This window comes from Kitasatospora sp. NPDC029367 (assembly GCF_055569135.1).
Genome location: NZ_JBVHYH010000022.1, coordinates 81,069 through 102,372 on the forward strand (window position 1 = coordinate 81,069; position 21,304 = coordinate 102,372).

Genomic DNA, 21,304 nt, shown 5'->3' on the forward strand with positions numbered 1-21,304 from the left:
CACCCCCACCAATCCGCCCCCCCCCTCCCCCCCCCCCCCCCCCCCCCCCCCCCCCCCCCCCCCCCGCCGCCGCGTCGTCAGGCGCGGTGGTACTGGACGGGGGTGTGCACCTCGCCGCCCAGCTGGCCGGCCGCGTGGCGGGCCCAGGAGGGGTTGCGCAGCAGTTCGCGGCCGAGCAGGACGGCGTCGGCGCGGCCGGCGGCGAGGATCTCCTGGGCTTGGGCGGGCTCGGTGATCAGGCCGACGGCGGCCACCGGCAGGCCGGCCTGGTCGCGCACCGCCTCGGCGAAGGGCACCTGGTAGCCGGGGCCGGCCTCGATCGCGGCGTCGGGCACCAGGCCGCCGGTGGAGACGTCCAGCAGGTCCACGCCGTGCGCCTGGAGCTCCTTGGCCAGGCGGACGGTGTCCTGCGAGGTCCAGCCCTCGCGGCCGTCCTGCGGGTTCTCGGTGAGCCAGTCGGTGGCCGAGACGCGGAAGAACAGCGGCAGCTCCTGCGGCCACACCTCGCGCACCGCGTCGACGACCTCCAGCGCGAAGCGGATGCGGCCCTCGAAGGAGCCGCCGTAGGCGTCGGTGCGGCGGTTGCTCTCGGGGGAGAGGAACTGGTGGATCAGGTAGCCGTGGGCGCCGTGGACCTCGACGACCTGGAAGCCCGCCGCCAGGGCGCGCCGCGCGGCGTCGGCGAACTGCCGTACGATCCCGCCGATCTGATCGACCGTCAGCTCCTCAGGGGTGGTGTGCTCGGGCGAGAAGGGCAGCGCGCTGGGGGCGAGGGGGGTCCAGCCGTGCTCCTCCTCGGGGCTCAGGGCGCGCCCGCGGTCCACCCAGGTCCGCTCGGTGGAGGCCTTGCGCCCGGCGTGCCCGAGCTGGACGGCCGGGACGGTGCCCTGGGCCTTGAGGAAGTCGGTGATCCGGCGGAACGCCTCGACCTGGGTGTCGTTCCACAGCCCGAGGTCGTACGGGCTGATCCGCCCCTCGGGGCTGACCGCCGTGGCCTCCGTGATGATCAGCCCGGTGCCGCCGGCGGCCCGCGCCGCCTGGTGGGTGTAGTGCCAGTCCGTGGGGACCCCGGCGGCCTCCCCGGCCGGTGCGGCGCTGTACTGGCACATCGGCGGCATCCAGACCCGGTTGGGAACGGTCAGTTCCCGCAGCGTGTACGGGGTGAAGAGGGTGGTGCTCATGTCGGACTCCCGGTGGGAACGGCAGCGCCAGGACACAGGCGCTTGCTGATGCGCTTTATATGTCCACACAATAGTTGCACGGGACGACACTTTCAACGGGGAGCCCTGGCCCCCACCCCGGGGCGTGGCCGCCGTGCCGCTGGCCGCCGGGTTCTGGGCCGCCCTCGCCTTCCGTGACGAACGCGAACTCGCCCCCGCCACCGGCGGCCTGCCCCCGGGCGTCGAACGCGACGACCCCCTCCCGCCCCACCCCCGCTACCCGGGCTACCTCGACCGATCGGTCTTCCGGGCCGTGCTCGACCACCTGAACGGCGCCGGCGGCACGGCGGATGACCCCTGGTGAACAAGGCAGCGGCGCCGCCCGGGGAACCCCGGACGGCGCCGCCTGCCGACGAACCGTCAGCGCACCGTCTGCGCCACCCGCTGCGCCGGGACGCCCGGCGCCCGGCCCGTCCGCGGTGCGGCCGGGGAGGCGCCCAGCGCCGTACCGCGGGTCTCCTCCGCCCACAGCACGCACACCAGCAGGCCCAGCGCCGTCACCCCGGCGGCGATCAGCATGGTCGGGCCGGTGCCCAGGCCGGTCAGCGCCAGCGGCAGCAGGTAGGTGCCCACCGCGGCGCCGATCCGGCTGACCGAGGTGGCCATGCCCACGGCGGTGGCCCGGATCTCGGTCGGGAACAGCTCGTTGGGGTAGGTCCAGTCGAGCACGTTCGGCCCGCCGCACAGGAAGGCGTACGCGCACAGCGCGGTCAGCGCCACGGCCGCCGGGGCGGTGGGCCACACGCCCAGCAGCGCCAGCGGCACGGTCATCAGCGCGAAGGACCAGACGATGACGGGGCGCCGGCCCTTGGTGTCGATCAGGCGCAGCGCCGGGTAGCAGCCGAGCAGGAAGACCAGGCTGATCAGCCCGGTGCCCAGGGTCTCCATCACGGTGCCGCCGGGCATGCCGAAGGAGGAGAGGATCTGCGGGCCGAAGGTGAGCATCGCGAACAGCGGGCCGACCTGGCACAGGAAGAACAGGCCGCAGAACAGGGTGCGGCGCCGGTAGGGCGGGGTCATGAGCAGCCGCAGCCCGCCGGCGGCGCGGGCGCGTCCGGCCGGGTCGGGCATCAGCTCGCGGCCGTCGACCCGCACCCCCAGGTGCTTCTCGACCACGCGTACCGCCTCGCCGACCCGTCCGTTGGCGGCCAGCCAGCGCGGCGACTCCGGCGAGCCGCGGCGGATCACCAGGAACACCACGCACAGCACGGTGGAGCTGGCCAGCATCCACCGCCAGCTGCCCGGTCCGGCCAGCTCCAGGAACAGGTAGCCCACCACGTAGGCGAGCACCGAGCCGGCGTACCAGGCGACGATCTGCTGGCCGAGCAGCCGTCCGCGGTGCTTGGCGGGCAGCCACTCGGCCAGCAGGGAGGTGGCGATCGGGTAGTCGGCGGCCACCGCCATGCCGAGCACGAAGCGCAGCACGGTGATCGCCCACACCGAGTCGACCCAGAACGAGAGCACCGAGCAGGCGACCATCACCAGCAGGTCGGCGGTGTACATCACCTCCCGGCCGATCCGGTCGGTCAGCACGCCGAACACGGCGCCGCCGACGAACATGCCCACCAGGGCGGCGGCGCCGATCAGGCTGACCTGCGCGGTGGACAGGCCCAGGTCGGGGCGCATCCCGATCAGGGCGACACCGACGATGCTCAGGATGTAGCCGTCGAGCAGCGGCCCGCCGGAACAGGCCAGGGCCAGCCTGCGGTGGAAGGCGGTGTACGGGGCGTTGTCGATCGTTTGGGACATGAGCTTCGGGGTCCTCCGGGACGTACGGCCACGCGCTCGTCACGCGTCCCGTGCGCCGGGTAGACGGCAGGGAACGGCGCCGCCCACAGCGGACGGCGCCCTCGCCCGACCACGCCGGGCGACCGTCCACGGTTGCCCGGATACGCACGGTGAACCACCGGGCCGAAGGTCGGCCGGATTCGTGCCCAAGGTCCCGAAGCGGACAGGGCCTTCGCCCGTGCCGATCCACGCCCCGCCCAGTCCTCAGGGGCTCTGACGCCGCCCGCCCGCCCGGCGGGGCGCCGCCGGTGACCCTCGTCACTCCGAGCCCCTCCGAGCATGCCCCGCGTCACATTCCGTGCCCCTGGTCCGGACCACCGGCAGCGGCGGGGACGGCCCCGCGCCGAAGCCCGACCCCCCAACGGGGCAGCGGCGAAGGCCGGGCTCGGCTGCTCGATCTCCGATGCCGGATGGGGGTGTTCCTGACGATCCTGTACGCCAGGCCTGAAAGCGCTCTACGGGAAGCGATCGCCGTGGACCCACGCAACACCTCCCGGACCTGCCCCGACTGGGGCAGGGAGGAGGCCACGGGGTTGCACGCGGAACTCAGCGCCGCCCGCGAGGCTGCTCCGACTGTACGGGCGGCTCCCACCCCTCACGGGCCTTCTCGCGCAGTGCGTCCAGACTCGCCGCTGTACCTCGCGACCCGGGAACGGCGTGCCCGGCCCTTCCGCCGTCTGTGTCGCCGGACAACTCATCGAGAGCCTGCGTCGGCAGCAGCGCGCGGGATTTCGCGTTCCGCAGCTTCACGACCCAGTATCCAGCGGCCTGCAGTGCCGTCCGGCCGGCGGCTTGATGATCCACCCATCCGGCAGCGTCGTCGGCGTCGCTCGCCCAGATGTAGCCGAGCACGCGACCACTGTCATCGGCGACGGTGAAGTACTCGACCGGCTTGTCCGTCGAGTATTCGTAGCGGGCCGGCCCGCCCTCCAGAACTCGCAGCTGCATGTCCTCAGCGAGCCGAGGGTTTCTCATGGCGTCACTCATCTAAAATGCCTTTCCTCTCAAGGCAGAATTTCGCCGTAAATTTGGTAGGGCCCTTGGTCCGGTACGACGACACGGTCGCAGCGCCACTTGACGCCGCGCCCGAGTAGAATCTCCTGCTCGCCGCTGCCGTATTGCGATACTTTTTCAACCCACAATCCGGGCGTTCCCGCAGGGGCCTTCAAGTGTAGCATGGCCTGATTGTTGGTGAAGGGGCTGCTGCCCAGTGAGGCCGATGTGAAAGCATCCTCCACGAACACCTCTCCCACCATTTCATCCGGCCGCATGGGAATGTGATAAAGGTCGGTCCCCCGGCTCACCATAATGGGCTCCGGGATGGGGCGTCCAGCCAGTGCCCCATCAATTTCTGCAATTCTATCCAGAAGATCCTGGGTGGCTTCACCGCCGGACCTCAGATAGGGATTCGTAGCTTTGTAGCTGGTATGTGGGTCGTTCCCCGTGTAGTCCCATACCGCATTCCTCTGAGACTCGGGGAGGTTTGTTGCGTATTGGTTCCAGTAGTCGGCGCCGTACTCCTGGGCTTCGAAGTTGTCCTTGAAGGTTCTCGCTCCCTGGGAGGTCTCCTCCCACGCGACCTTCATCTGGTCCTCCGGCGTCAGCCGGTTGAAGTCGTCCGGGGACATGTGCACACCGCCGGGGGCGGCTGTGTCCTGGGCACTCTTGACGGTGGAGGCATCGCCAGCGGATTCCGCCGCTGCAGGAGCACCGTCAGCACTCTGGCCGTCGTGAGGGGCGTTCTGATCTGCGGCGCCGCTGGCGTGGCCCTCGGCATCGCTGTGTTTCGGAGTCTCCGCCCAGGGCGCGTCGCTCGCGTGAGCGGCACCCGATTCCAGGGGTGAGCTGCCGGACGGGTGCGTCCCTGCGGGTTTGACCGGGCCGGTGACGAATTCTGGGTGCTGGGGAGAAGCCGGCAGAGGATCTGGTGGAGGCTGAACCGGGTGGGGGACTTTCTGAGACGGAATATTCGTGGCACCACCGGTTGGGGCTCCGGCTGCATCCTGCACCGTGTTCTTGGTCGTCGAAACGTCAGGAAGGGCGGCCGACTCGGTCGACGGGGTGACCGGCTTGTGCGTTGTCTCCTTCGAGGCGTTCTCGGCGGCTTCCTTCGCCGTGTTCTCCGCCGCTTCCTTGGCGGTGTTCTTGGCCGCGTTTTCGGCTACGGCGGTGGCTTCGCGTTCGGCTGCGGTGGCGGCCACACCGCCGCCGCCGGTTTCGGGGGCGAGCAGCAGGTTGCCGAAGAGTTTGCCGCCGGCTTCGGCGGGGTCGGATCCCCAACCGCTGCCGACGAGGCCCTTGACGGCCTCCACGGGGTTGTTGGCGGACCCGGACAGACCGGCCAGGAGGCCGGACAGTCCTGTGGCGTACTCGGCGGGGTGGGTGGCGTTGTACGGGTCGATCGGGTTCACGCTGCGCAGGAGCTTGTTCAGGTCGACGACGCTCTTCACGACACCGCCGCCGAAGTGGGTGACGAGTTGTGGGACGGACGTCGCGGTGTCCATCACCTCGGCCTTGAGGATCTCCGTGCGGCTCGGCATCGCTGGGGCGGACTCCACGAGCGCCTTGATCGCCGTCAGTGCGGTGCGGGCGGCGGAGTCGCGCTGGGTGCGGGCGGCGTTGAGCTTGTCCTCGGCCTCCTTGAACTGTGCGACCGCGTCCGCAGGGGGTGAGAACTTGCCGGGGTCGGCCGGCGGGTCGCCCTGGCGCTGGTTCGCCGGCGTCGCGTTGTATGCCTTGAGCCGCAGGTCGTAGGTCATCGCGTCGTTCATGAAGGACTTGGCGGCGGCGTCGGTTTTCTTCTGCGCCTCCTTCCAGATCCGGACGGCGTCCTTGGCCTGTTCCTGCGCCCAACTGACGGTGTGGGCGTAGGCGGTCAGGGCGGTGCCGGCTTTCGCGAAGGAATCGGCCGCAGCCAGCCACTGTTTGGGCTGGGGGTCGAAGTCCCGGCGGAAGTTGTCGGCGGCCTCTCCGGTCCAGTGGTCGGTGTCCAGGCGGGTCAGGCCCTGACCGGCCTTGTCGAACGCGTCGTGGAACTTCTGCAGGTGTCCGGCGACTTCGTTCAGTTTCTTGGCGTCGCCGTGCAGCAGTTCGGCCGGGTCGTCGCTCTGGTCGAGGTTGCGTTCCTTGACCTTGAGGCCGGCGTCGTCGGCGACGTCGTCGCCCCAGCCGCTGACGGTCTGTCCGGCGCCGTGCAGGCCGGCCGCGTCGAGTGCCTCCCCGGCCAGGTGCCCGCCCTTCTGCAGGCCCTTGGCGACCATCTTCGTCCCGCTGTCGACGGCGTCGTCGACGAAGTCCAGGGCGTCTCCGAGGAATCCCACGGCGTTACTTCTCCTGGGCCGGCGGGACGGGGCCGGCGATCGCGTTCACCGTCATGTTGACGTAGCCGGGCTTCTGGAGGGCGTCCTGGGCCGCCTTCTTCCACTGCTGCTTGATGTCGTCCTCGGCCTTGTCGAACGACTTGCCGGAGTAGTCCGGGTGCATGATGTCGTTGATCGGGTTGTCGCCCCATGTCTGCGACCACGACCGGTGCTCGACCTGCTCCTCGGTCAGGTGCGGGTTGCCCATCACACCGGACACGACGTCCTTCGCCAGCCCGTTCGCGTACTGCTCCTGCTCGTAGTAGGTGCCGGCCGCCAGGCCTACCCGGTTCGCCATGTTGGAACCCTTTACCACCAGCGACCTGACCGCCCAGCTCCAGCGCTCGCAGAACTCCGCGAACGTTGTCGACAGCTCGGAGTCGCCGGCCTCCATCCCGCCCAGCTCCAGCTCGGTGAAGCCGTTACCGCCTTCCGCGATCCCGGCTATACCGATCGACTTCAGCTCGGCGATCACCCCGGTCAGGCCGTCCGCCACCAGCTTCAACGCCTCAGGATCCGCCTGATAACCCTCACCCAACGCCCACACCCCCCGTCATCCCCGGCCCGTCCAGGGCCACCGCGTCCGGCACGATCCCCCGCACCGGAGGAAAGAGCATCGGCTCCTTCCCCGCCACATCCAGCGCGATCCCCCCGGGGACACCGAGCCCCGGCACCGCCACGTCCAACAACCGGCCACCGAACACCGTCATGTACGGGAACCCGTCCAGCGGAAGCCCCTTGGACTGTACGAACGCCGCCAGCTCTTCCTCGGACGAGAACGCGAAGACCCACCGCAGACCCCCCTCGTCCGCCGTCCACACCGCCTCATCGCCCCACAACGGCACCAGCACGGCACTGAGCCGGAACTGCGCCACCATCACCGACGGATCCCCGGCCCCCGCCCGCAGCATCCTCACCTGATGCACCAAGCCTGCATTACGCACCGTCACCCCCAGTCACAGACCACCCGATACCTTAGCGCACGTACTTTCGAACACTGTGTTACCGGCCTGCCGGCGCCAGGGCCGCACCGCGGACATCACCGTCGTTGGTACGAGCCCTGCTCCGGCACTGGTGAGGCTTGGTCACCGAGGCTTGTTGCTCGGGCAGCAGTGCCCGGGGCGGGCCACTGGCCATCGGCCCACCGGGACCGGGACGCCCCGGATGAGCGACGGGTGACCGGCGCTGTGGTCCAGGGCGTCCCAGGATGTCGGTTGGCGGCTGGTGGCGCCCGGCCGGTGTGCCGGCCGGGCGGGGAGGGGGTTTAGGAGGCGGTCGGGCGGGCCGGGTGGTTGCGGGCCTGCCTGCAGGCCTCCTGCTGGAGGATGACGGCGATCTGGTCGACGTCGTCGTTGACGTCGAAGAAGCCCTGGATGTTCGGGACGGCCGCGCCGTTGACGCCGACGAAGAAGGTGTAGAGGTGGCCGTCGTCCGCCTGGAGGTAGCCCGCGTAGGTCTGGGCGTTGATGGCGAACTGCTGGTTGAGCCAGTCGAAGCCGATGATGGTGCCGGGCTTGGCGAAGACCTTGCCCTTGGCCGGGCAGGCGTCGGTGTTGCAGTAGAGCGCGCCGGTGCCGGACACGCCGAGGATCGGCAGCGAGGTGCGGAAGGCGTCCGCGTCGGGGGTGTGCAGCCAGTACGCCAGCAGCTGGTTGAGGCCGGTGGGCGTGACGCGGTCGACGGGGACGTCGCCGCGGCCGTCGGCCAGCTGGAACTGGGTCGGGTCGACCTTCGCCGTCGTGGTGAGGAAGTCGTGGACGACGGGGAAGCCGTCGAAGCAGTTGCTGCTGCCGCGGCCGACGGCCATGTTGCACAGGGCCAGGTTGGCGCCGAGGTTGTGGCTGACGTTCAGGATCAGCTTGGCGTACTCGCGGTAGGGCGGGGAGACGAAGGCGGCCACCTGGGGGTCGCCGCTGTACGAGGCGGGCAGCGCGGCCTGCGGGTTGGGCCCGGTGGGCGGGGCGGTGACGGTGACCCCGGCGCGGCCCAGGGCCTCGATCAGGGCGGTGCGCCCGAACGCGTTGGGGTCCTGGACCTGGGAGATCTTCAAGGTGGGCGGGGCGTCGGCGGCGATGGTGCCGGAGAGGGTGATGCTCGTGCCGTCGGGGGAGGCGCTGACCTGGATGTCGGTGGTGCCGCCCGGGTCGACGGTGCGGACGTTCGAGGTGACCTGGTAGGGCGCGACCTGCGGGCGCCAGCTCAGCTGGGCGGGCTGCCCGGGGGAGGAGGGCGTGGTCAGCAGGTCGATGACGTTGTCGTTGATGATGAGGGGGGTCGGCTGGGGGTTGAGCGCCGGGGGCGTGAACAGCCGCGGGTCGATGACGACGTCGCCGTCGACGGTGGTGATGCCCGAGTCGCGGACCTGACGGGCGATCTGGTCCAGGCCGGCGAGCGGGTCCTCCGGGGTGAGGGTGGCGCCCGGGACGTCGTCGGCGTAGGTGTGGTCGATGGGGGTGAAGTCGACCGACCCGTCCGGCTTGGTGCGGCCGCCCATGGTGAGGTCGCCCTGGGCGACGAGCGCCAGGTTCCCGGTGAGGGTCGAGCCGTCGAGGCGGCCGACGGCGTGCACCGGCGTGGTGAAGCGGTGGTCGGGGCCCAGGGCGTGCCAGGCGCCGGAGACGGTGATCAGCTTGACGGTCGAACCCGGCATGAAGAACTGGTCGGGGTAGCGGGAGTGGAGGACCCGCCCGTCCTCGGGGTCGACCTCCAGCAGCCCCCACTGGGCGTGCTGGTAGGCGGGCTTGTTCATGATCGCCGTGATGTCGGGACCGAGGTCGTCCTGCGGGTTCTCCCCGGGCGCGGCGGCGGCCGTACCGGCCACGACCGCGAGTGCGACGCCGACGACGGCCCAGGGCCGAAGCCGGCCGCGGATCCTTGCTCTCATCTGACCAGCCGTTCCTCGAGTCGGAAGCCCCGATTCGCGGGGCGCTCAAGGCGCACATGGTAGGTATCCGGACTCCCGGCGCCGGGATCCCGGACGGTGTGCTGACGGCGCGGGGGGTGAGAACCATCCGATCGGTCGAAGGCGGGCGTCTGATAACAGTAGGCCCGGACCGCATCCGCTGCGGTCCGGGCCGTCACCGCAGCGGTGCGGGGGGCCGTGACTTGGGGGAGAGAACCTGTGCGTGTGCAGACCGAGCAGCTGGAGCAGACCGCTGCCGAGACCACCGACAAGCGATCCGTACGGCACGCCCTGCTGATCTCGCTGGGCAGCGGCATCGGCTACCTGCCGTTCGCCCTGACCATCCCGATCCTGCCCGGCCTCGTCACGGGCCCGTTGCACGGCGGCCCCGCCGAGGTCGGCGCCGTCGTCGGCGGTTACGCGCTGACCGCGCTGCTGGCCCGCCCGGTGTCGGGCGCGCTGATGAACCGCCTCGGCGCCCGGGCCCTGACCATCGGCGGAGCGCTCCTGACCACGCTCGCCACCGTCTGCTACCCGCTCGCCGGGTCGATCACCCAACTCGTCGGCCTGCGCATGCTGGTGGGCATCGGCATGGGCGTGATGCTGGCCGCGACCGGGGTCTGGCCGGTCCAACTGGTCGCCAAGGACCGGCAGAGCTGGGCACTGGGGCTGAGCGGCACCGTCATCTACGTGGCCATCGGCGTGGGCGCCCCGCTGGGCACCCTGGTCGAGCACCTGGTGGGCACCACGGCCACGTTCGTGATCGCCGGGCTGCTCGCCCTGCCCGTCATCCCCATCGCCCTGTCCGTGCCCGAGGTGCGCGTGCCCGCGAAGTCGGCGGAGCGGGCCGGCATCGAGCGGGGCCGGGCCCTGCTGGGCACCGTGCTGCCCAGCATCGCGCTGGTCTTCACCGCCTTCGGCTTCGCGGCCGTCTCCGGCTTCGCGGTCGCCAAGTTCGACGCCCTCGGGGTCGCCGGGGGAGCGGCCGTGGTCACCGCGTACTCCCTGACCGTGGTGCTGCTGCGGGTGGCGAGCACCTGGATCCGCTGGGAGGCCACCCGGCCGGTGGCGCTCGCCGCCCTGTTCCTGGTCGAGGCCCTGGGGGTCGCGCTCATCGGGCTGTCGGACGGCCTCGGCGCGGGGGTGATCGGCGGTGTGCTCACCGGGGTCGGCATGTGGCAGATCTACCCGGTGCTGGGGCTGTTCGTGGTGCGCTCGGTCGGCGAACGCCAGCGCGCCACGGCGCTGTCGACCTTCGGGGCCTGCTTCACCGTGGGCCTCGCCGCCGGCAGCGGCTCGCTGGGGCTGGTCGCCGAGGCCACCGGGTACCGGACGATGTTCCTGGTCTGCGCGGCCTGCGTCGGCCTGGGGCTGCTGGTGGCCGTGGCGGCGGCCCGCGTCGCCCGGATCCGCTGACGGCACGGGCCCGGACCGCGGCCGTCGCGGTCCGGGCCCGTGGGTGCTGCTACGAGCCGGCCGTGGCCAGGTCCAGGGTGGTGGCCATCACCGGGCTGGTGAAGGTGTTCGTCGCGGCGCCCGGGTTCTGGTGGTACGAGCCCCACTTGAGGTAGTTGCGGTCGCCGTCCCAGGTGGTGCCCTTGAAGGTCCCCGAACCGGTCGTGAAGGTCTGCTTCCTGCCGTCGAACCAGAAGTCGATCGTCCCGTCGGTACGGCCCAGGTGGATCCTGAGCGCGTACGCGTGCCACTCGCCGTTCTTCACCGGCGCCGTCCACAGCGGGTGCGCCACGTGCTCGGTGTCCCACTCCTGGAGCCGCACCCGGCTGTTGGTGATGTCGATCTCGATCGGGTGGTTGGCCGTGCCCTCGCTGGGCGAGCACTTGAGCTGGAACACGTACCGGCTCTGGTCGTCCTTGATGTCCACCTTGGACGACCAGCCCAGGTAGAAGGAGTCGCCCTGCTTGAGGTCCGGGCCGACCGTCTCGCAGCGCTCCTGGTCCGCGGCCTGGAAGGCCCGCCACACCTCGCCCTTGGCGGGGTCCTTGACGACGCCGAAGGTGCTCGGGGCGGCGCACTGCACGCCGGGGAAGGAGGAGGGGCCGGCCTTGGTGCTCGGGGTCCACAGGACCTTGCCCGCGGCGGCGGTGGTGCCGGCGGTGGCCGAGCCGCAGGAGATCGCGAACACGGCGAGGGCCAGGGCCCCGACGGTGAGCCGGCGGCGGTGGGGCAGAACGGACATGCCACTCCCGGTGGGTGGAGTCGGGTGGTCGGATCGCTGGGTGCGATTCGACCACCCGACGGCCCTGCCGGCCAGGCGGAACGACCGGCGGAAGTACCGTCAGGTCATGTCCGGGCCAGTTCTGCCTACGGCTCGCGCCGCTGCCCCTCGCTCCCGGAGCGTCCGGAGCCTCCGGAGCTTCCGGTGCTTCCCGTGCTCCCGGTGCTTCCGGAGTCCCCGGACGACGGTGCGTCGTACGAGGAGGTGCCCTCGTCCAGCAGCGGTTCCTGGGTCTTGAGGTGCGCGGGGGCGAGCGCGCGCAGTGCGTGGTAGCCGGTGATGACGACCAGGGTGCCCAGGGCGATGCCGCTGAGGCTGAACGTGTCGGTGAACTTCAACGTCACGTTGCCGATGCCGATGATGATGCCCGCCGCGGCCGGCACCAGGTTCAGCGGGTTGCGCAGGTCGACCCCGGACTTGGTCCAGATCTGGGCGCCGAGCAGCCCGATCATGCCGTACAGGATGACGGTGATGCCGCCGAGCACCCCGCCGGGGATCGCGGCCACGACCGCGCCGAACTTGGGGCAGACGCCGAACAGCAGGGCGAAGCCGGCCGCGGCCCAGTAGGCGGCGGTGGAGTAGACCCGGGTGGCGGCCATGACGCCGATGTTCTCGGAGTAGGTGGTGTTGGGCGGGCCGCCGAGCGCGGTGGAGAGTACGGAGCCGACGCCGTCCGCGGAGATCGCGGTGCCCAGCCTGCCGTCCAGGTTCTCGCCCGTCATCTCGCCGACGGCCTTGACGTGTCCGGCGTTCTCGGCGACCAGCGCGATCACCACGGGCAGCGCGACCAGCACGGCCGACCACTGGAAGGAGGGGCCGTGGAAGGTGGGCAGCCCGATCCAGTCCGCCTTGCCGACGCCGGAGAGGTCCAGACGCCAGTGGTCGGTCGGCTGCCCGCCCGGGCCCACCGAGTGGATCTTCCCGAAGACCCGGTCGAAGACCCAGGAGATCCCGTACCCGAAGACCAGCCCCAGGAAGATCGCCACCCGCGACCAGAAGCCCCGCAGGCACACCACCGCCAGGCCGGTGAAGAGCATCACCAGCAGCGCCGTCCACTGGTCCTGCGGCCAGTAGGTGGAGGCGGTGACCGGGGCGAGGTTGAAGCCGATCAGCATGACGACGGCGCCGGTGACGATCGGCGGCATCGTCGCGTGGATGATCCGCGCCCCGAAGTACTGCACCGCAAGGCCCACCAGGAACAGCACCACGCCCACCACGAGCACCGCGCCGGTCACCGTCGCACTGGTGCCGCCCTGCGCCCGGATCACCGCGGCGACCCCGACGAAGGACAGCGAGCAGCCGAGGTAGCTGGGCACCCGGCCGCGGGTGGCCAGCAGGAAGATCACGGTCGAGACGCCGGACATCATGATCGCCAGGTTGGGGTCGAGCCCCATCAGCACCGGGGCGACGAAGCTCGCCCCGAACATGGCGACCACGTGCTGGGCGCCGAGCCCTGCCGTGCGGGGCCAGGAGAGCCGTTCGTCGGGGCGGACGACCGCTCCCGGTGCGGGCGTGCGCCCGTCACCGTGCAGCTTCCAGCGCACGCCGAGATCCATGTGGGGGTTCCTTCTGTCAACCTACGGGGGACTGTCCGCACCATTCTCATGGTCACCAGGGCCCCCGCGCGCCACCGGCCCCGCGCCTGACCTGCGCACTCGCGCGCGGGGTCGGGTGCGGGGCGGGCGCCGGGTCAGCGCAGGCCGGCGAAGAGGTCCTGCTCCGGCAGGGCGGCGCCGGTGGTGTCGCGGACCCGGACGAAGGTCTCGGTGCCCATCAGCTCGGTGAAGCGCTCCTTGCCCATCCGCAGGAAGAAGATGTTCTCGCCCTGGCTGGCGTGCGCGGCCAGCGCGTCGTACTTCTGGGCGCCAAAGGCGTGGGTGTCCACCCAGGTGGTGACCTCCTCGTCGGGCAGCCCGATCGGGGGCAGCTCGGGTTCGAGGCCCCGCCCGGCCGGCTCGGAGCCCTCCGCAGCCTCCCCGGCCTCCCCGGCCTCCCCGGCCTTTCCGGCCTCCCCGTCCCCGCCCGCCTGCTCGTCCCAGTCGGTGCCGAACTCCTGCATCGCCGCGAAGAAGCGCTTCATCGCCGAGTGCGGCGCGGTGGTCCAGTACACCTTGGACGCCACGCCGGGGGCCAGTTCCAGGGCGGCCATGGTGATGCGGTGGGCCTGGATGTGGTCGGGGTGGCCGTAGAAGCCGTTCTCGTCGTAGGTGACGACGACGTCCGGCCGGTAGCGGTGCAGCAGTTCGGCCAGCCGGGCGGCGCCCTCGGCGACCGGGGTGCCCCAGAACGAGCCGGGCGCGTCGTTGGCGGCCCAGCCCATCATCCCGGAGTCGCCGTACTCGAGCAGTTCGAGGTGGTCGACGCCCAGGACCCGGCAGCTGGCCTCCAGTTCGGTGCGGCGCAGGGCCGCGACCGCCGCCGGGTCGTGCCCGTCCTCGCCGGGCTTGACGCCGCCGGGGCCGTCGCCGCAGGCGCCGTCGGTGCAGGTGACCAGGACGGTGCGGATGCCCTCGGCGGCGTAGCGGGCGAGGACGCCGCCGGTGCCGGTGGCCTCGTCGTCGGGGTGGGCGTGCACTGCCATCAGGGTCAGGGGCCGGTCGGCCATGGGTCCGTCCTCGGTTGGTTCGGGTGATCCACCCCCAGTCTGCCCGGTGGCCCCGACAAGCGGCCGTCCGCCCTCGCTCCGCCGCCGCCCCCGCCCTCGCCCCGCCGTCGCTCCGCCGCCCCGGCAGCCGCCGCCCGCGCCGCCGATGCGAACTGACATGAATGGTTTCCGGACAAGCCATTCACAACAGTTGACGCGCCATCGGCTCATCACCCACGCTGGGCGGCACCAACCACACGATCCACACCACCGGTTGGGCCCCGTCGACCAGAAGGGACCCGCACAAATGCGCCTGCGACGAACCCTCGCCGCCCTGTTCACCAGCCTGATCGCCCTGGTGGGCGTCGCCGTCCTGCCCGTCACCGCCGCCCACGCCGCCTCCCCGGGCCAGTGCAGCACCGGCCACGGCGGCCCGGTCGCCTCCGCGAGCTGCACCAACGTGCCCAACGGCACCATCTGGCAGGCCCAGGCCGTCTGCTTCTACCTCGTCGGCAACCAGCCGGTCACCTACTGGGTCAACGGCACCATCGTCACCGGCAACGGCACCTCCTTCGCCTACTGCAACCCCGGCAACTGGGCCACCGACACCGTCCGCCCGGTCGTCCTCGGCATGCAGGGCAAGCAGGGCCGCCTGGTCGGCTACGGCGGCAAGTGCATGGACATCGCCGGCGGCCGGACCACCGTCGCCACCCCCGTGCAGATCTACGACTGCAACGGCACCGGCGCCCAGTGGTGGACCCTGGGCGTCGACAACACCGTGCGCGGCCTGGGCATGTGTCTGAACGTGGTCTGGGGCAGCGCCGACAGCCCCAACGGCACCAAGGTCGAGATCTACGACTGCGTGGGCACCGCGGGCGAGCAGTGGCTCCCGCAGCCCGACGGCTCGTTGAAGAACGTGCTCACCGGCAAGTGCCTGGACGAACTCGGCTTCGACACCTCCAACCGCGCCCAGCTGGGCATCTGGGACTGCAACGGCCTCGCCAACCAGAAGTGGGCCCTCACCCCCTGAGGCCGTCCCCCCGCTCCCGTCCGGGTAGCCCGCACTCCCCGAACGGGTATCCGCCCGGGCCCACCTGAGTACCCGTACTCCGGTGGGCCCGGGGGCCCGCGGACCAGCACGGGGGGCCGGGAACCAACAACGAACCCCAAGATCAGCACCAACACCGTCAGCTCCCACCCGCCCCCCCCACCCCTCCCCCCCCCCCCCCCCCCCCCCCCCCCCCCCCCCCCCCCCCCCCGGCGCCCCGCGCACCAGCATGGGAGCCATGCACCCAGCAGCGACCCCGAGGATCGGCATCACCGCCGTCGGCTCCCACCTGCCCGCCCGCCGGATCACCTCCCAGCAGCTCCAGGACGAGATCACCGCCACCGCACAACTCGCCCTGCCCGAACGGATGCTGGAGAAGGCCACCGGCATCCGCACCCGCCACCTCGCCGCCGACGACGAGTACGCCTCCACCCTCGCCACCGGCGCCGCCCGCCGCGCCCTGGCCGCCCGCGGCCTGCAGCCCGCCGACGTCGACCTGCTGCTCTTCGCCTCCGCCACCCGGGACGTCTGCGAACCCGCCACCGCCCACATCGTCCAGGCCGAACTCGGCACCCGCGCCCACGCCCTGGACGTCAGCAACGCCTGCAACAGCTTCCTCAACGGCATCGACCTGGCCCGCGCGATGATCCTGGCCGGCCGCGCCCACCGCGCCCTGGTCGTCACCGGCGAGACCCCCAGCCGCGCCATGCGCCGCGACCCCGCCGACACCGCCGCCCTGCGCGAGGGCTTCGCCGGCTACACCTTCGGCGACGCCGGCGCCGCCGTCGTCGTCGAACCCGTCGCCCGCGGCGGCATCCTCGACGTCGCCGCCGTCACCGCCTCCGAACACTGGCCCGCCGGCGGCATTCCCGGCGGCGGCTCACGCCACCCGCGCGGCGACGAGTACAGCTACTTCCGCGGCGGCGGCAAGGAGTTGCGCGGCATCTTCGAACAGATCGGCCCCGCCGCCCTGACCGCCCTCGCCGAACGCACCGGCCTCACCTGGGACGACTACGCCCGGGTGCTGGTCCACCAGGTCACCGTCCCCTACATGGAACGCTTCGTCGAACTCACCGGCGCCCCCGCCGACAAACTCGTCCTCACCGTGCCCGAACTCGGCAACATCGCCAGCGCCACCATCGGCGTCCAACTCGACCGCATATCCGGCGAACTGGCGCCGGGCGAGCGGGTCCTCATGATCGGCCTGGGCGGCGGCGTCAGCCTGACGACCATCGTCTGGCAGGCCCCGTGAACACGCTCTGGGTGATCATCCCCGCCTACCAGGAGGAAGCCCGGATCGGCGCCACCCTGCGCGCCCTCGCCGCCCAGTACGACCGCGACTTCACCCTCCTCGTCGCCGACAACGGCTCCACCGACGCCACCGTCGCCACCGTCCGCGCCTTCGCCGACCACGCCCCCTTCCCCGTCCACGTCCTGGTCGAACCCGAGAAGGGCGTCGGCTGCGCCGTCGACACCGCCTTCCGCCACGCCATCGCCCACGGCGCCACCCTGCTCGCCCGCACCGACGCCGACTGCCTGCCCGAACCCGGCTGGACCGCCGCCGCCCGCACCGCCCTGCACACCGGCCGCGGACTCGTCTGCGGCCGCGTCACCGCCCGCCGCGACGAACACGGACCCGCCGGACGCGCCCTCTTCCGCCTCCTGGTCGCCCTCGGCGCCCTCTTCGGCCGCATCCGCCCCGCCCACCACCGCCGCCACGGCTACCTCACCCCCTACCGGATGCACGCCGGCAACAATATGGCCATCACCGCCGAGCTCTACCAGGCCGTCGGCGGCATGCCCCGGCGCCCCTCACCCACCGACCGCGCCTTCCTCAACCGGGTCCGCCGCCACACCACCGCCGTCACCCGCAGCCGCGCCATGGTCGTGCAGAACTCCACCCGCCGCATCCGCGCCTACGGCGTCCTCGGCACCGCCCGCTGGTACCTCGAACGCGGCGCCGGCCCCCGCCCCACCGACATCCGCTGACACCCCCGCCCCACCGACATCCGCTGACACCCCGGAGAGCGACGCCGTGCTCGACCGACTCACCCACGCCCTGCGCACCCACCACCCCGACCGCCCCGCCGTCCTGCACCACAGCCGCACCGGCGCCACCCGCACCCGCATCCGCCGCGGCGACCTCGCCGACCTCGCCGACGCCTACGCCGCCGCCCTGCACGCCCGCCGCCTCACCCCCGGCACCACCCTCGGCCTCGCCCTGCGCCCCGGCCCCCGCGCCCTCGCCGCCCTGCTCGCCGCCCACCGCCTCGGCCTGCGCGTCGCCGTCCTCGACCCCACCACCGGCCCCGACGTCCTCACCGCCCACCTCGCCCTCGCCCAGCCCGGCCTCATCCTCGCCGACGCCACCGCCCAGGCCGCCGCCGGCTGGGCCGCACCCCTGGCCCGCCGCGCCGACCTGCGCCTGCCCCGCCTCACCACCCTCGGCCCGGTCGCCACCCTCGGCCCCCGCCTGCCCGGCTGCGCACCCCGACTGCGCCCCGCCACCACCCCCGTACCGCCCCACCACCACGACCCCGACGCCGACGCCGTCATCGTCTTCACCTCCGGCACCACCGCCCGCCCCCGCGCCGTCGTCCACACCCACGCCGGCCTCACCGCCGCCCTGCACACCGTCACCGACCTCGTCCGCCCCCGACCCGGCACCACCGTCCTCGGCGGCACCTTCTTCGTCCTCGCCCCCGCCCTCACCGCCGGCGCCACCGTCGCCCTGCCCGCCCACACCCCCACCGCCCTCGCCCGCCAACTCACCCGCCTCACCCCCGCCCACACCTACCTCACCCCACCCCGACTGCGCACCGCCCTGGCCGCCGGCGCCCGCCTCACCGGCACCCTGTGGACCGGCTCCGCCCCCGCCGACGCCGCCCTGCTGCGCCGCGCCAAACACGCCGGCGCCGACCGGGCGTTCAGCGTCTACGCCCTCACCGAACTCTTCCCCGCCGCCGCCGTCGAGGAGAGCGACAAGAGCGCCCACACCGACGACGGCGACCTCGTCGGCCACCCCCTGCCCGGCATCCGCACCCGCCTGGCCGACGACGGCGAACTCCACCTCACCGGCCCCGGCGCCCGCCACCGCTACCTCGGCCACGACCCCGACCCCTGGATCCGCACCGGCGACCGCGCCACCCTCACCCCCGACGGCCGCATCGTCCTGGCCGGCCGCCTCAAGGACATGGTCCTGCGCCGCGCCCGCAACATCTACCCCGGCCTGTACGAACCCGCCCTGCACGTCCCCGGCGTCGAACTCGCCCTGCTCGTCGGCGTCCCCGACGCCGAGGGCGACGAACGCCTCGTCGCCCTCGTCCAGCCCGCCCCCGGCACCGACCCGCACCAGCTGCGCGCCCGCCTGGCCACCCCACTGGCCCGCATGGGCGCCGCCCGCCCCGACGCCCTCCTGTTCGGCACCGTCCCGCTCGCCGGCCGCTCCCGCAAACCCGACCGCGCCGCCGCATCCGCCCACTGCGCACGGGAGTTGACCCGATGACCGGCCCCCTCGCCCCGCCCGCCGCCGCCCGCCGGGCCCGCCGCCGCGACCGCACCGTCTACCTGCGCAGCCACCCCCTCCTGTTCGCCCTGCTCTGCGCCACCCGCCACCGCCCCGTCCTGCGCCTGGGCCGCACCCTGCTCGTCCACCACCCCGACGCCTACCGCGAAGCCCTCACCCGCATCCCCCTGCACCGCACCGCCCCCGGCACCACCGGCGCCGCCACCAGCCAACTGGCAGGCACCGCAACCCTGTTCGACCAGGACGGCGCCGACCACCGCACCGCCCGCCGCACCCTCGCCCCCGACCTCGGCGCCACCGCCCTGCCCCGGCTGCGCCCGTTCTGGCAGGCCCTGCTCGCCGAACGGATCCCCGTGCTGGCCACCGGGGACCTCGAACTCGTCGACCTCGCCGCCGAGTTGGCCGCCACCACCGCCGCCGCCCTGATCGGCACCGACACCCCGCCCCGCCAACTCGCCCACGCCGCCCGCGAAACGGCGGCCGCCGCCGCCCGCGACCACCTGCCCGGCCCGCGCCCGCGCCGCAGCGGCCCGACAGCCGCCGAGGCCGCCGCCCGCCTCACCGCCCTGCTGCCCGACCCGCGCCACGCCGTGCTCGCCGTCACCGCCGTCAACACCACCGTCGCCGCCCTGCCCCGGGCCGTCGCCTGGTGCGCCGACGCCCGCCTGTGGCCCACCGTCGACGCCACCACCGCACCCGCCCTCGCCGCCGAACTCCTGCGCCTGACCGCCCCCTCCCCGCTGCTGCCCAGGGCCGCCGCCGCCGACGCCACCCTGGCCGGCCACCCCGTGCGCACCGGCGACCGGCTGATCCTCGTCGCCCGCCACGCCGCCCGCGCCCACCACCGCACCCCGCCCGCCGACCCCGCCGCCACCCAGGCCGTCTTCGGCACCGGCCCCCACGCCTGCCCCGGCGCCCACCTCGCCCGCGCCCAACTCGCCGACACCCTCCTCGCGTTGGCCCCCCACCAGCCCCGCGTCGTACGCTCCCGCGCCGACCGCCACGCCGCCCTGCCCGGCTACGCCGAACTCACCCTGCGCCGAGGAACCCGCTGACCATGCGCATCGCCATCACCGGCGCCACCGGCTTCTGCGGCGCCCACCTCGCCCGCGCCGCCGCCCACCTGGGCCTGGACGTCACCTGCCACGGCCGCCGCCCCGGCCCCGTGGGCCGCCACCTGCCCTGGGACGCCACCGCGGCCGACCCCGACCTCGGCGACGCCGACCTCGTCGTCCACTGCGCCGCCGCCGTCGCCGACCTCCCGCCCGGCCACCGGGACGAAGCCCACCAGCACGCCGTCAACGTCACCGGCACCCGCCGCGTCCTGCGCGCCGCCGCCGGCCGCCCCCTCGTCCACGTCAGCAGCGCCAGCGTCTACGACCCGCGCACCACCGCCACCGCCCTCACCGAGGACCACCCCACCGCCGCCGGCCACCTCAACGCCTACGGCCGCACCAAGGCCGCCGCCGAACACCACGCCCTCGCCGCCGGCGCCGTCGTCCTGCGCCCCCGCGCCGTCTACGGCTCCGGCGACCCCCACCTGCTGCCGCCGCTGCTCGCCCGCGCCCGCCGCGGCCTGCTGCCCCTGCCCGGCCCCGACACCACCCTCAGCCTCACCGCCGTCGTCAACCTCACCGACGCCTGCCTGGCCGCCCTCGGCCTCACCGGCACCCCGCCCTGGCCCCCCGGTGCCTACAACATCGCCGACCCCGCCCCCTACCGCCGCGACGCCGCCCTGCGCCACGTCCTGACCGCCCACCACCTGCCCGCCCGCATCGCCCACCTCCCCGCGCCGCTGGCCCGCCTCGCCGCCCGCACCACCCTGCTGCCCGGCCTCACCCCGTACACCGTCGACCTGCTCACCCGCGGCGTCGTCCTCGACCTCACCCGCGCCCGCGCCCAGGGCTGGCACCCGCGCCACACCCTGGCCGACTACCGGCCCTGACCCCCCACCCCGACTGCCGTGCAGAGCTCCCGTCCTGACCTCCCGTCCGGCCCAAGTGGCCCACGGATGCGGCGGTCAATTGGATACCCCGTTGGGGCATCCTCCCTGGCTAGGGTCGGGGCACACGCTGCGCCGCCAGAACGGGCGCACGCCAACGGGAGGGTTATCCATGCGCAAGATCATCATCGGGCTGGCCGCCACCGGCCTACTGCTCGCGGGCACGGTCGCCACCGCCGGCACCGCCAACGCCGCGGGCACGCGCTGCGGCGACTGGAGCACCGCCGAGCCGCTGCTCAAGTACGGCGCCACCGGCGACGCCGTCAAGGAGCTCCAGTGCGAGCTCAACTACTCGCTCAACCCCGACGTCTTCGGCAAGACCACCGTCGACGGGGTCTTCGGCGACGACACCCTGCGCCGCGTTCGCATCTTCCAGGGCTGTATGCCGAACCTCCAGGTCGACGGCGCTGTCGGCCCGCAGACCTGGGGCTCGCTGGACTGGTGGAGTTCCAAGGACGCCTACCCCAACTGCTGAGGCAGCCGGTGGGAACAGCTAGTGGGAACAGCTGGTAGGAACAGCTGGTAGGAAGGGCGCCGGGGGGGGGGGGGGGGGGGGGGGGGGGGGGGGGGGGGGGGGGTGGCGGGGGGGGGGGGGGGGGGGGGGGGGGGGGGGGGGGGGGGGGGGGGTGGGGGAGGGGT

General features: G+C 73.0%; 19 protein-coding genes and 1 pseudogene. 10 read left to right on the forward strand and 10 right to left on the reverse strand.

The genetic code is table 11. The features are described 5' to 3' along the window. Window positions 1-77: 77 nt before the first annotated feature. A complete protein-coding gene (locus tag ACZ4W5_RS15125) occupies window positions 78-1,181 on the reverse strand; it encodes an NADH:flavin oxidoreductase/NADH oxidase (RefSeq protein ID WP_465654807.1) in 1,104 nt (367 codons plus the stop codon). Window positions 1,182-1,305: 124 nt separating this feature from the next. Between ACZ4W5_RS15125 and ACZ4W5_RS15130 the strand changes: the two genes are divergently transcribed. After that, entirely contained in the window at window positions 1,306-1,524 is a 219-nt protein-coding gene (locus tag ACZ4W5_RS15130; RefSeq protein ID WP_465654808.1) for a hypothetical protein, read from the forward strand. 56 nt (window positions 1,525-1,580) lie between these two features. Here ACZ4W5_RS15130 and ACZ4W5_RS15135 read toward each other — a convergent pair whose 3' ends face one another. After that, complete coding sequence (locus ACZ4W5_RS15135; RefSeq protein ID WP_465654809.1) at window positions 1,581-2,969, reverse strand: MFS transporter; 1,389 nt, start codon at window positions 2,967-2,969, stop codon at window positions 1,581-1,583. A gap of 396 nt (window positions 2,970-3,365) precedes the next feature. Here ACZ4W5_RS15135 and ACZ4W5_RS15140 point away from each other — a divergent pair. After that, window positions 3,366-3,523 (forward strand): annotated as a pseudogene (locus ACZ4W5_RS15140) (RNA-guided endonuclease TnpB family protein); the annotation flags it as partial. A gap of 31 nt (window positions 3,524-3,554) precedes the next feature. Here the strand turns inward: ACZ4W5_RS15140 and ACZ4W5_RS15145 are convergent. The 5 genes from ACZ4W5_RS15145 to dacB all read right to left on the reverse strand — a co-directional run bounded on the left by ACZ4W5_RS15145 (window position 3,555) and on the right by dacB (window position 9,251). After that, entirely contained in the window at window positions 3,555-3,995 is a 441-nt protein-coding gene (locus tag ACZ4W5_RS15145) for a hypothetical protein (RefSeq protein ID WP_465654853.1), read from the reverse strand. Between the two features lie 17 nt (window positions 3,996-4,012). Continuing rightward, on the reverse strand, window positions 4,013-6,328 hold the full coding sequence (locus ACZ4W5_RS15150) for a putative T7SS-secreted protein (RefSeq protein ID WP_465654811.1): 2,316 nt from the start codon (window positions 6,326-6,328) through the stop codon (window positions 4,013-4,015). Window positions 6,329-6,332: 4 nt separating this feature from the next. Then, on the reverse strand, window positions 6,333-6,872 hold the full coding sequence (locus ACZ4W5_RS15155) for a hypothetical protein (RefSeq protein ID WP_465654813.1): 540 nt from the start codon (window positions 6,870-6,872) through the stop codon (window positions 6,333-6,335). 25 nt (window positions 6,873-6,897) lie between these two features. Further along, window positions 6,898-7,293 (reverse strand): hypothetical protein, encoded by a 396-nt coding sequence (locus ACZ4W5_RS15160; RefSeq protein WP_465654852.1) that lies wholly within the window; start codon window positions 7,291-7,293, stop codon window positions 6,898-6,900. Between the two features lie 338 nt (window positions 7,294-7,631). Beyond that, on the reverse strand, window positions 7,632-9,251 hold the full coding sequence (dacB, locus tag ACZ4W5_RS15165) for a D-alanyl-D-alanine carboxypeptidase/D-alanyl-D-alanine endopeptidase (RefSeq protein ID WP_465654814.1): 1,620 nt from the start codon (window positions 9,249-9,251) through the stop codon (window positions 7,632-7,634). Between the two features lie 237 nt (window positions 9,252-9,488). Here dacB and ACZ4W5_RS15170 point away from each other — a divergent pair, with 237 nt between their 5' ends. Next, window positions 9,489-10,685, forward strand: a complete 1,197-nt coding sequence (locus ACZ4W5_RS15170; protein ID WP_465654816.1) for an MFS transporter — start codon at window positions 9,489-9,491, stop codon at window positions 10,683-10,685. Window positions 10,686-10,734: 49 nt separating this feature from the next. Here the strand turns inward: ACZ4W5_RS15170 and ACZ4W5_RS15175 are convergent, their stop codons facing one another. The 3 genes from ACZ4W5_RS15175 to ACZ4W5_RS15185 form a co-directional block, all read right to left on the reverse strand. Continuing rightward, window positions 10,735-11,466, reverse strand: a complete 732-nt coding sequence (locus ACZ4W5_RS15175; RefSeq protein WP_465654818.1) for a heparin lyase I family protein — start codon at window positions 11,464-11,466, stop codon at window positions 10,735-10,737. A 125-nt stretch (window positions 11,467-11,591) separates the two neighbouring features. Further along, a complete protein-coding gene (locus ACZ4W5_RS15180; RefSeq protein ID WP_465654819.1) occupies window positions 11,592-13,061 on the reverse strand; it encodes a uracil-xanthine permease family protein in 1,470 nt (489 codons plus the stop codon). A 134-nt stretch (window positions 13,062-13,195) separates the two neighbouring features. Beyond that, window positions 13,196-14,110, reverse strand: coding sequence for a PIG-L family deacetylase (locus tag ACZ4W5_RS15185; protein ID WP_465654821.1), 915 nt, complete (start codon window positions 14,108-14,110; stop codon window positions 13,196-13,198). A 286-nt stretch (window positions 14,111-14,396) separates the two neighbouring features. On the opposite strand from ACZ4W5_RS15185, the gene ACZ4W5_RS15190 reads away from it, so the two are divergent. The 7 genes from ACZ4W5_RS15190 (at window position 14,397) to ACZ4W5_RS15220 (ending at window position 21,140) form a co-directional block, all read left to right on the forward strand. Beyond that, window positions 14,397-15,119: a ricin-type beta-trefoil lectin domain protein gene (locus ACZ4W5_RS15190; protein ID WP_465654822.1), complete on the forward strand. Its 723-nt coding sequence runs from the start codon at window positions 14,397-14,399 to the stop codon at window positions 15,117-15,119. Window positions 15,120-15,375: 256 nt separating this feature from the next. Beyond that, window positions 15,376-16,389, forward strand: a complete 1,014-nt coding sequence (locus ACZ4W5_RS15195) for a 3-oxoacyl-ACP synthase III family protein (protein WP_465654824.1) — start codon at window positions 15,376-15,378, stop codon at window positions 16,387-16,389. Beyond that, entirely contained in the window at window positions 16,386-17,126 is a 741-nt protein-coding gene (locus ACZ4W5_RS15200) for a glycosyltransferase family A protein (protein WP_465654825.1), read from the forward strand. The genes ACZ4W5_RS15195 and ACZ4W5_RS15200 overlap by 4 nt, the downstream gene beginning before the upstream one ends. 46 nt (window positions 17,127-17,172) lie before the next feature. Beyond that, window positions 17,173-18,642 (forward strand): class I adenylate-forming enzyme family protein, encoded by a 1,470-nt coding sequence (locus tag ACZ4W5_RS15205; protein ID WP_465654827.1) that lies wholly within the window; start codon window positions 17,173-17,175, stop codon window positions 18,640-18,642. Then, window positions 18,639-19,718: a cytochrome P450 family protein gene (locus ACZ4W5_RS15210; RefSeq protein WP_465654829.1), complete on the forward strand. Its 1,080-nt coding sequence runs from the start codon at window positions 18,639-18,641 to the stop codon at window positions 19,716-19,718. Before ACZ4W5_RS15205 ends, ACZ4W5_RS15210 begins: the two co-directional genes overlap by 4 nt. Before the next feature lie 2 nt (window positions 19,719-19,720). Then, window positions 19,721-20,608: an NAD-dependent epimerase/dehydratase family protein gene (locus tag ACZ4W5_RS15215; protein WP_465654831.1), complete on the forward strand. Its 888-nt coding sequence runs from the start codon at window positions 19,721-19,723 to the stop codon at window positions 20,606-20,608. Window positions 20,609-20,777: 169 nt separating this feature from the next. Next, the gene (locus tag ACZ4W5_RS15220) at window positions 20,778-21,140 is read left to right on the forward strand and encodes a peptidoglycan-binding domain-containing protein (protein ID WP_360231998.1); all 363 of its coding nucleotides are present in this window, start codon (window positions 20,778-20,780) and stop codon (window positions 21,138-21,140) included. Window positions 21,141-21,304 lie beyond the last annotated feature (164 nt).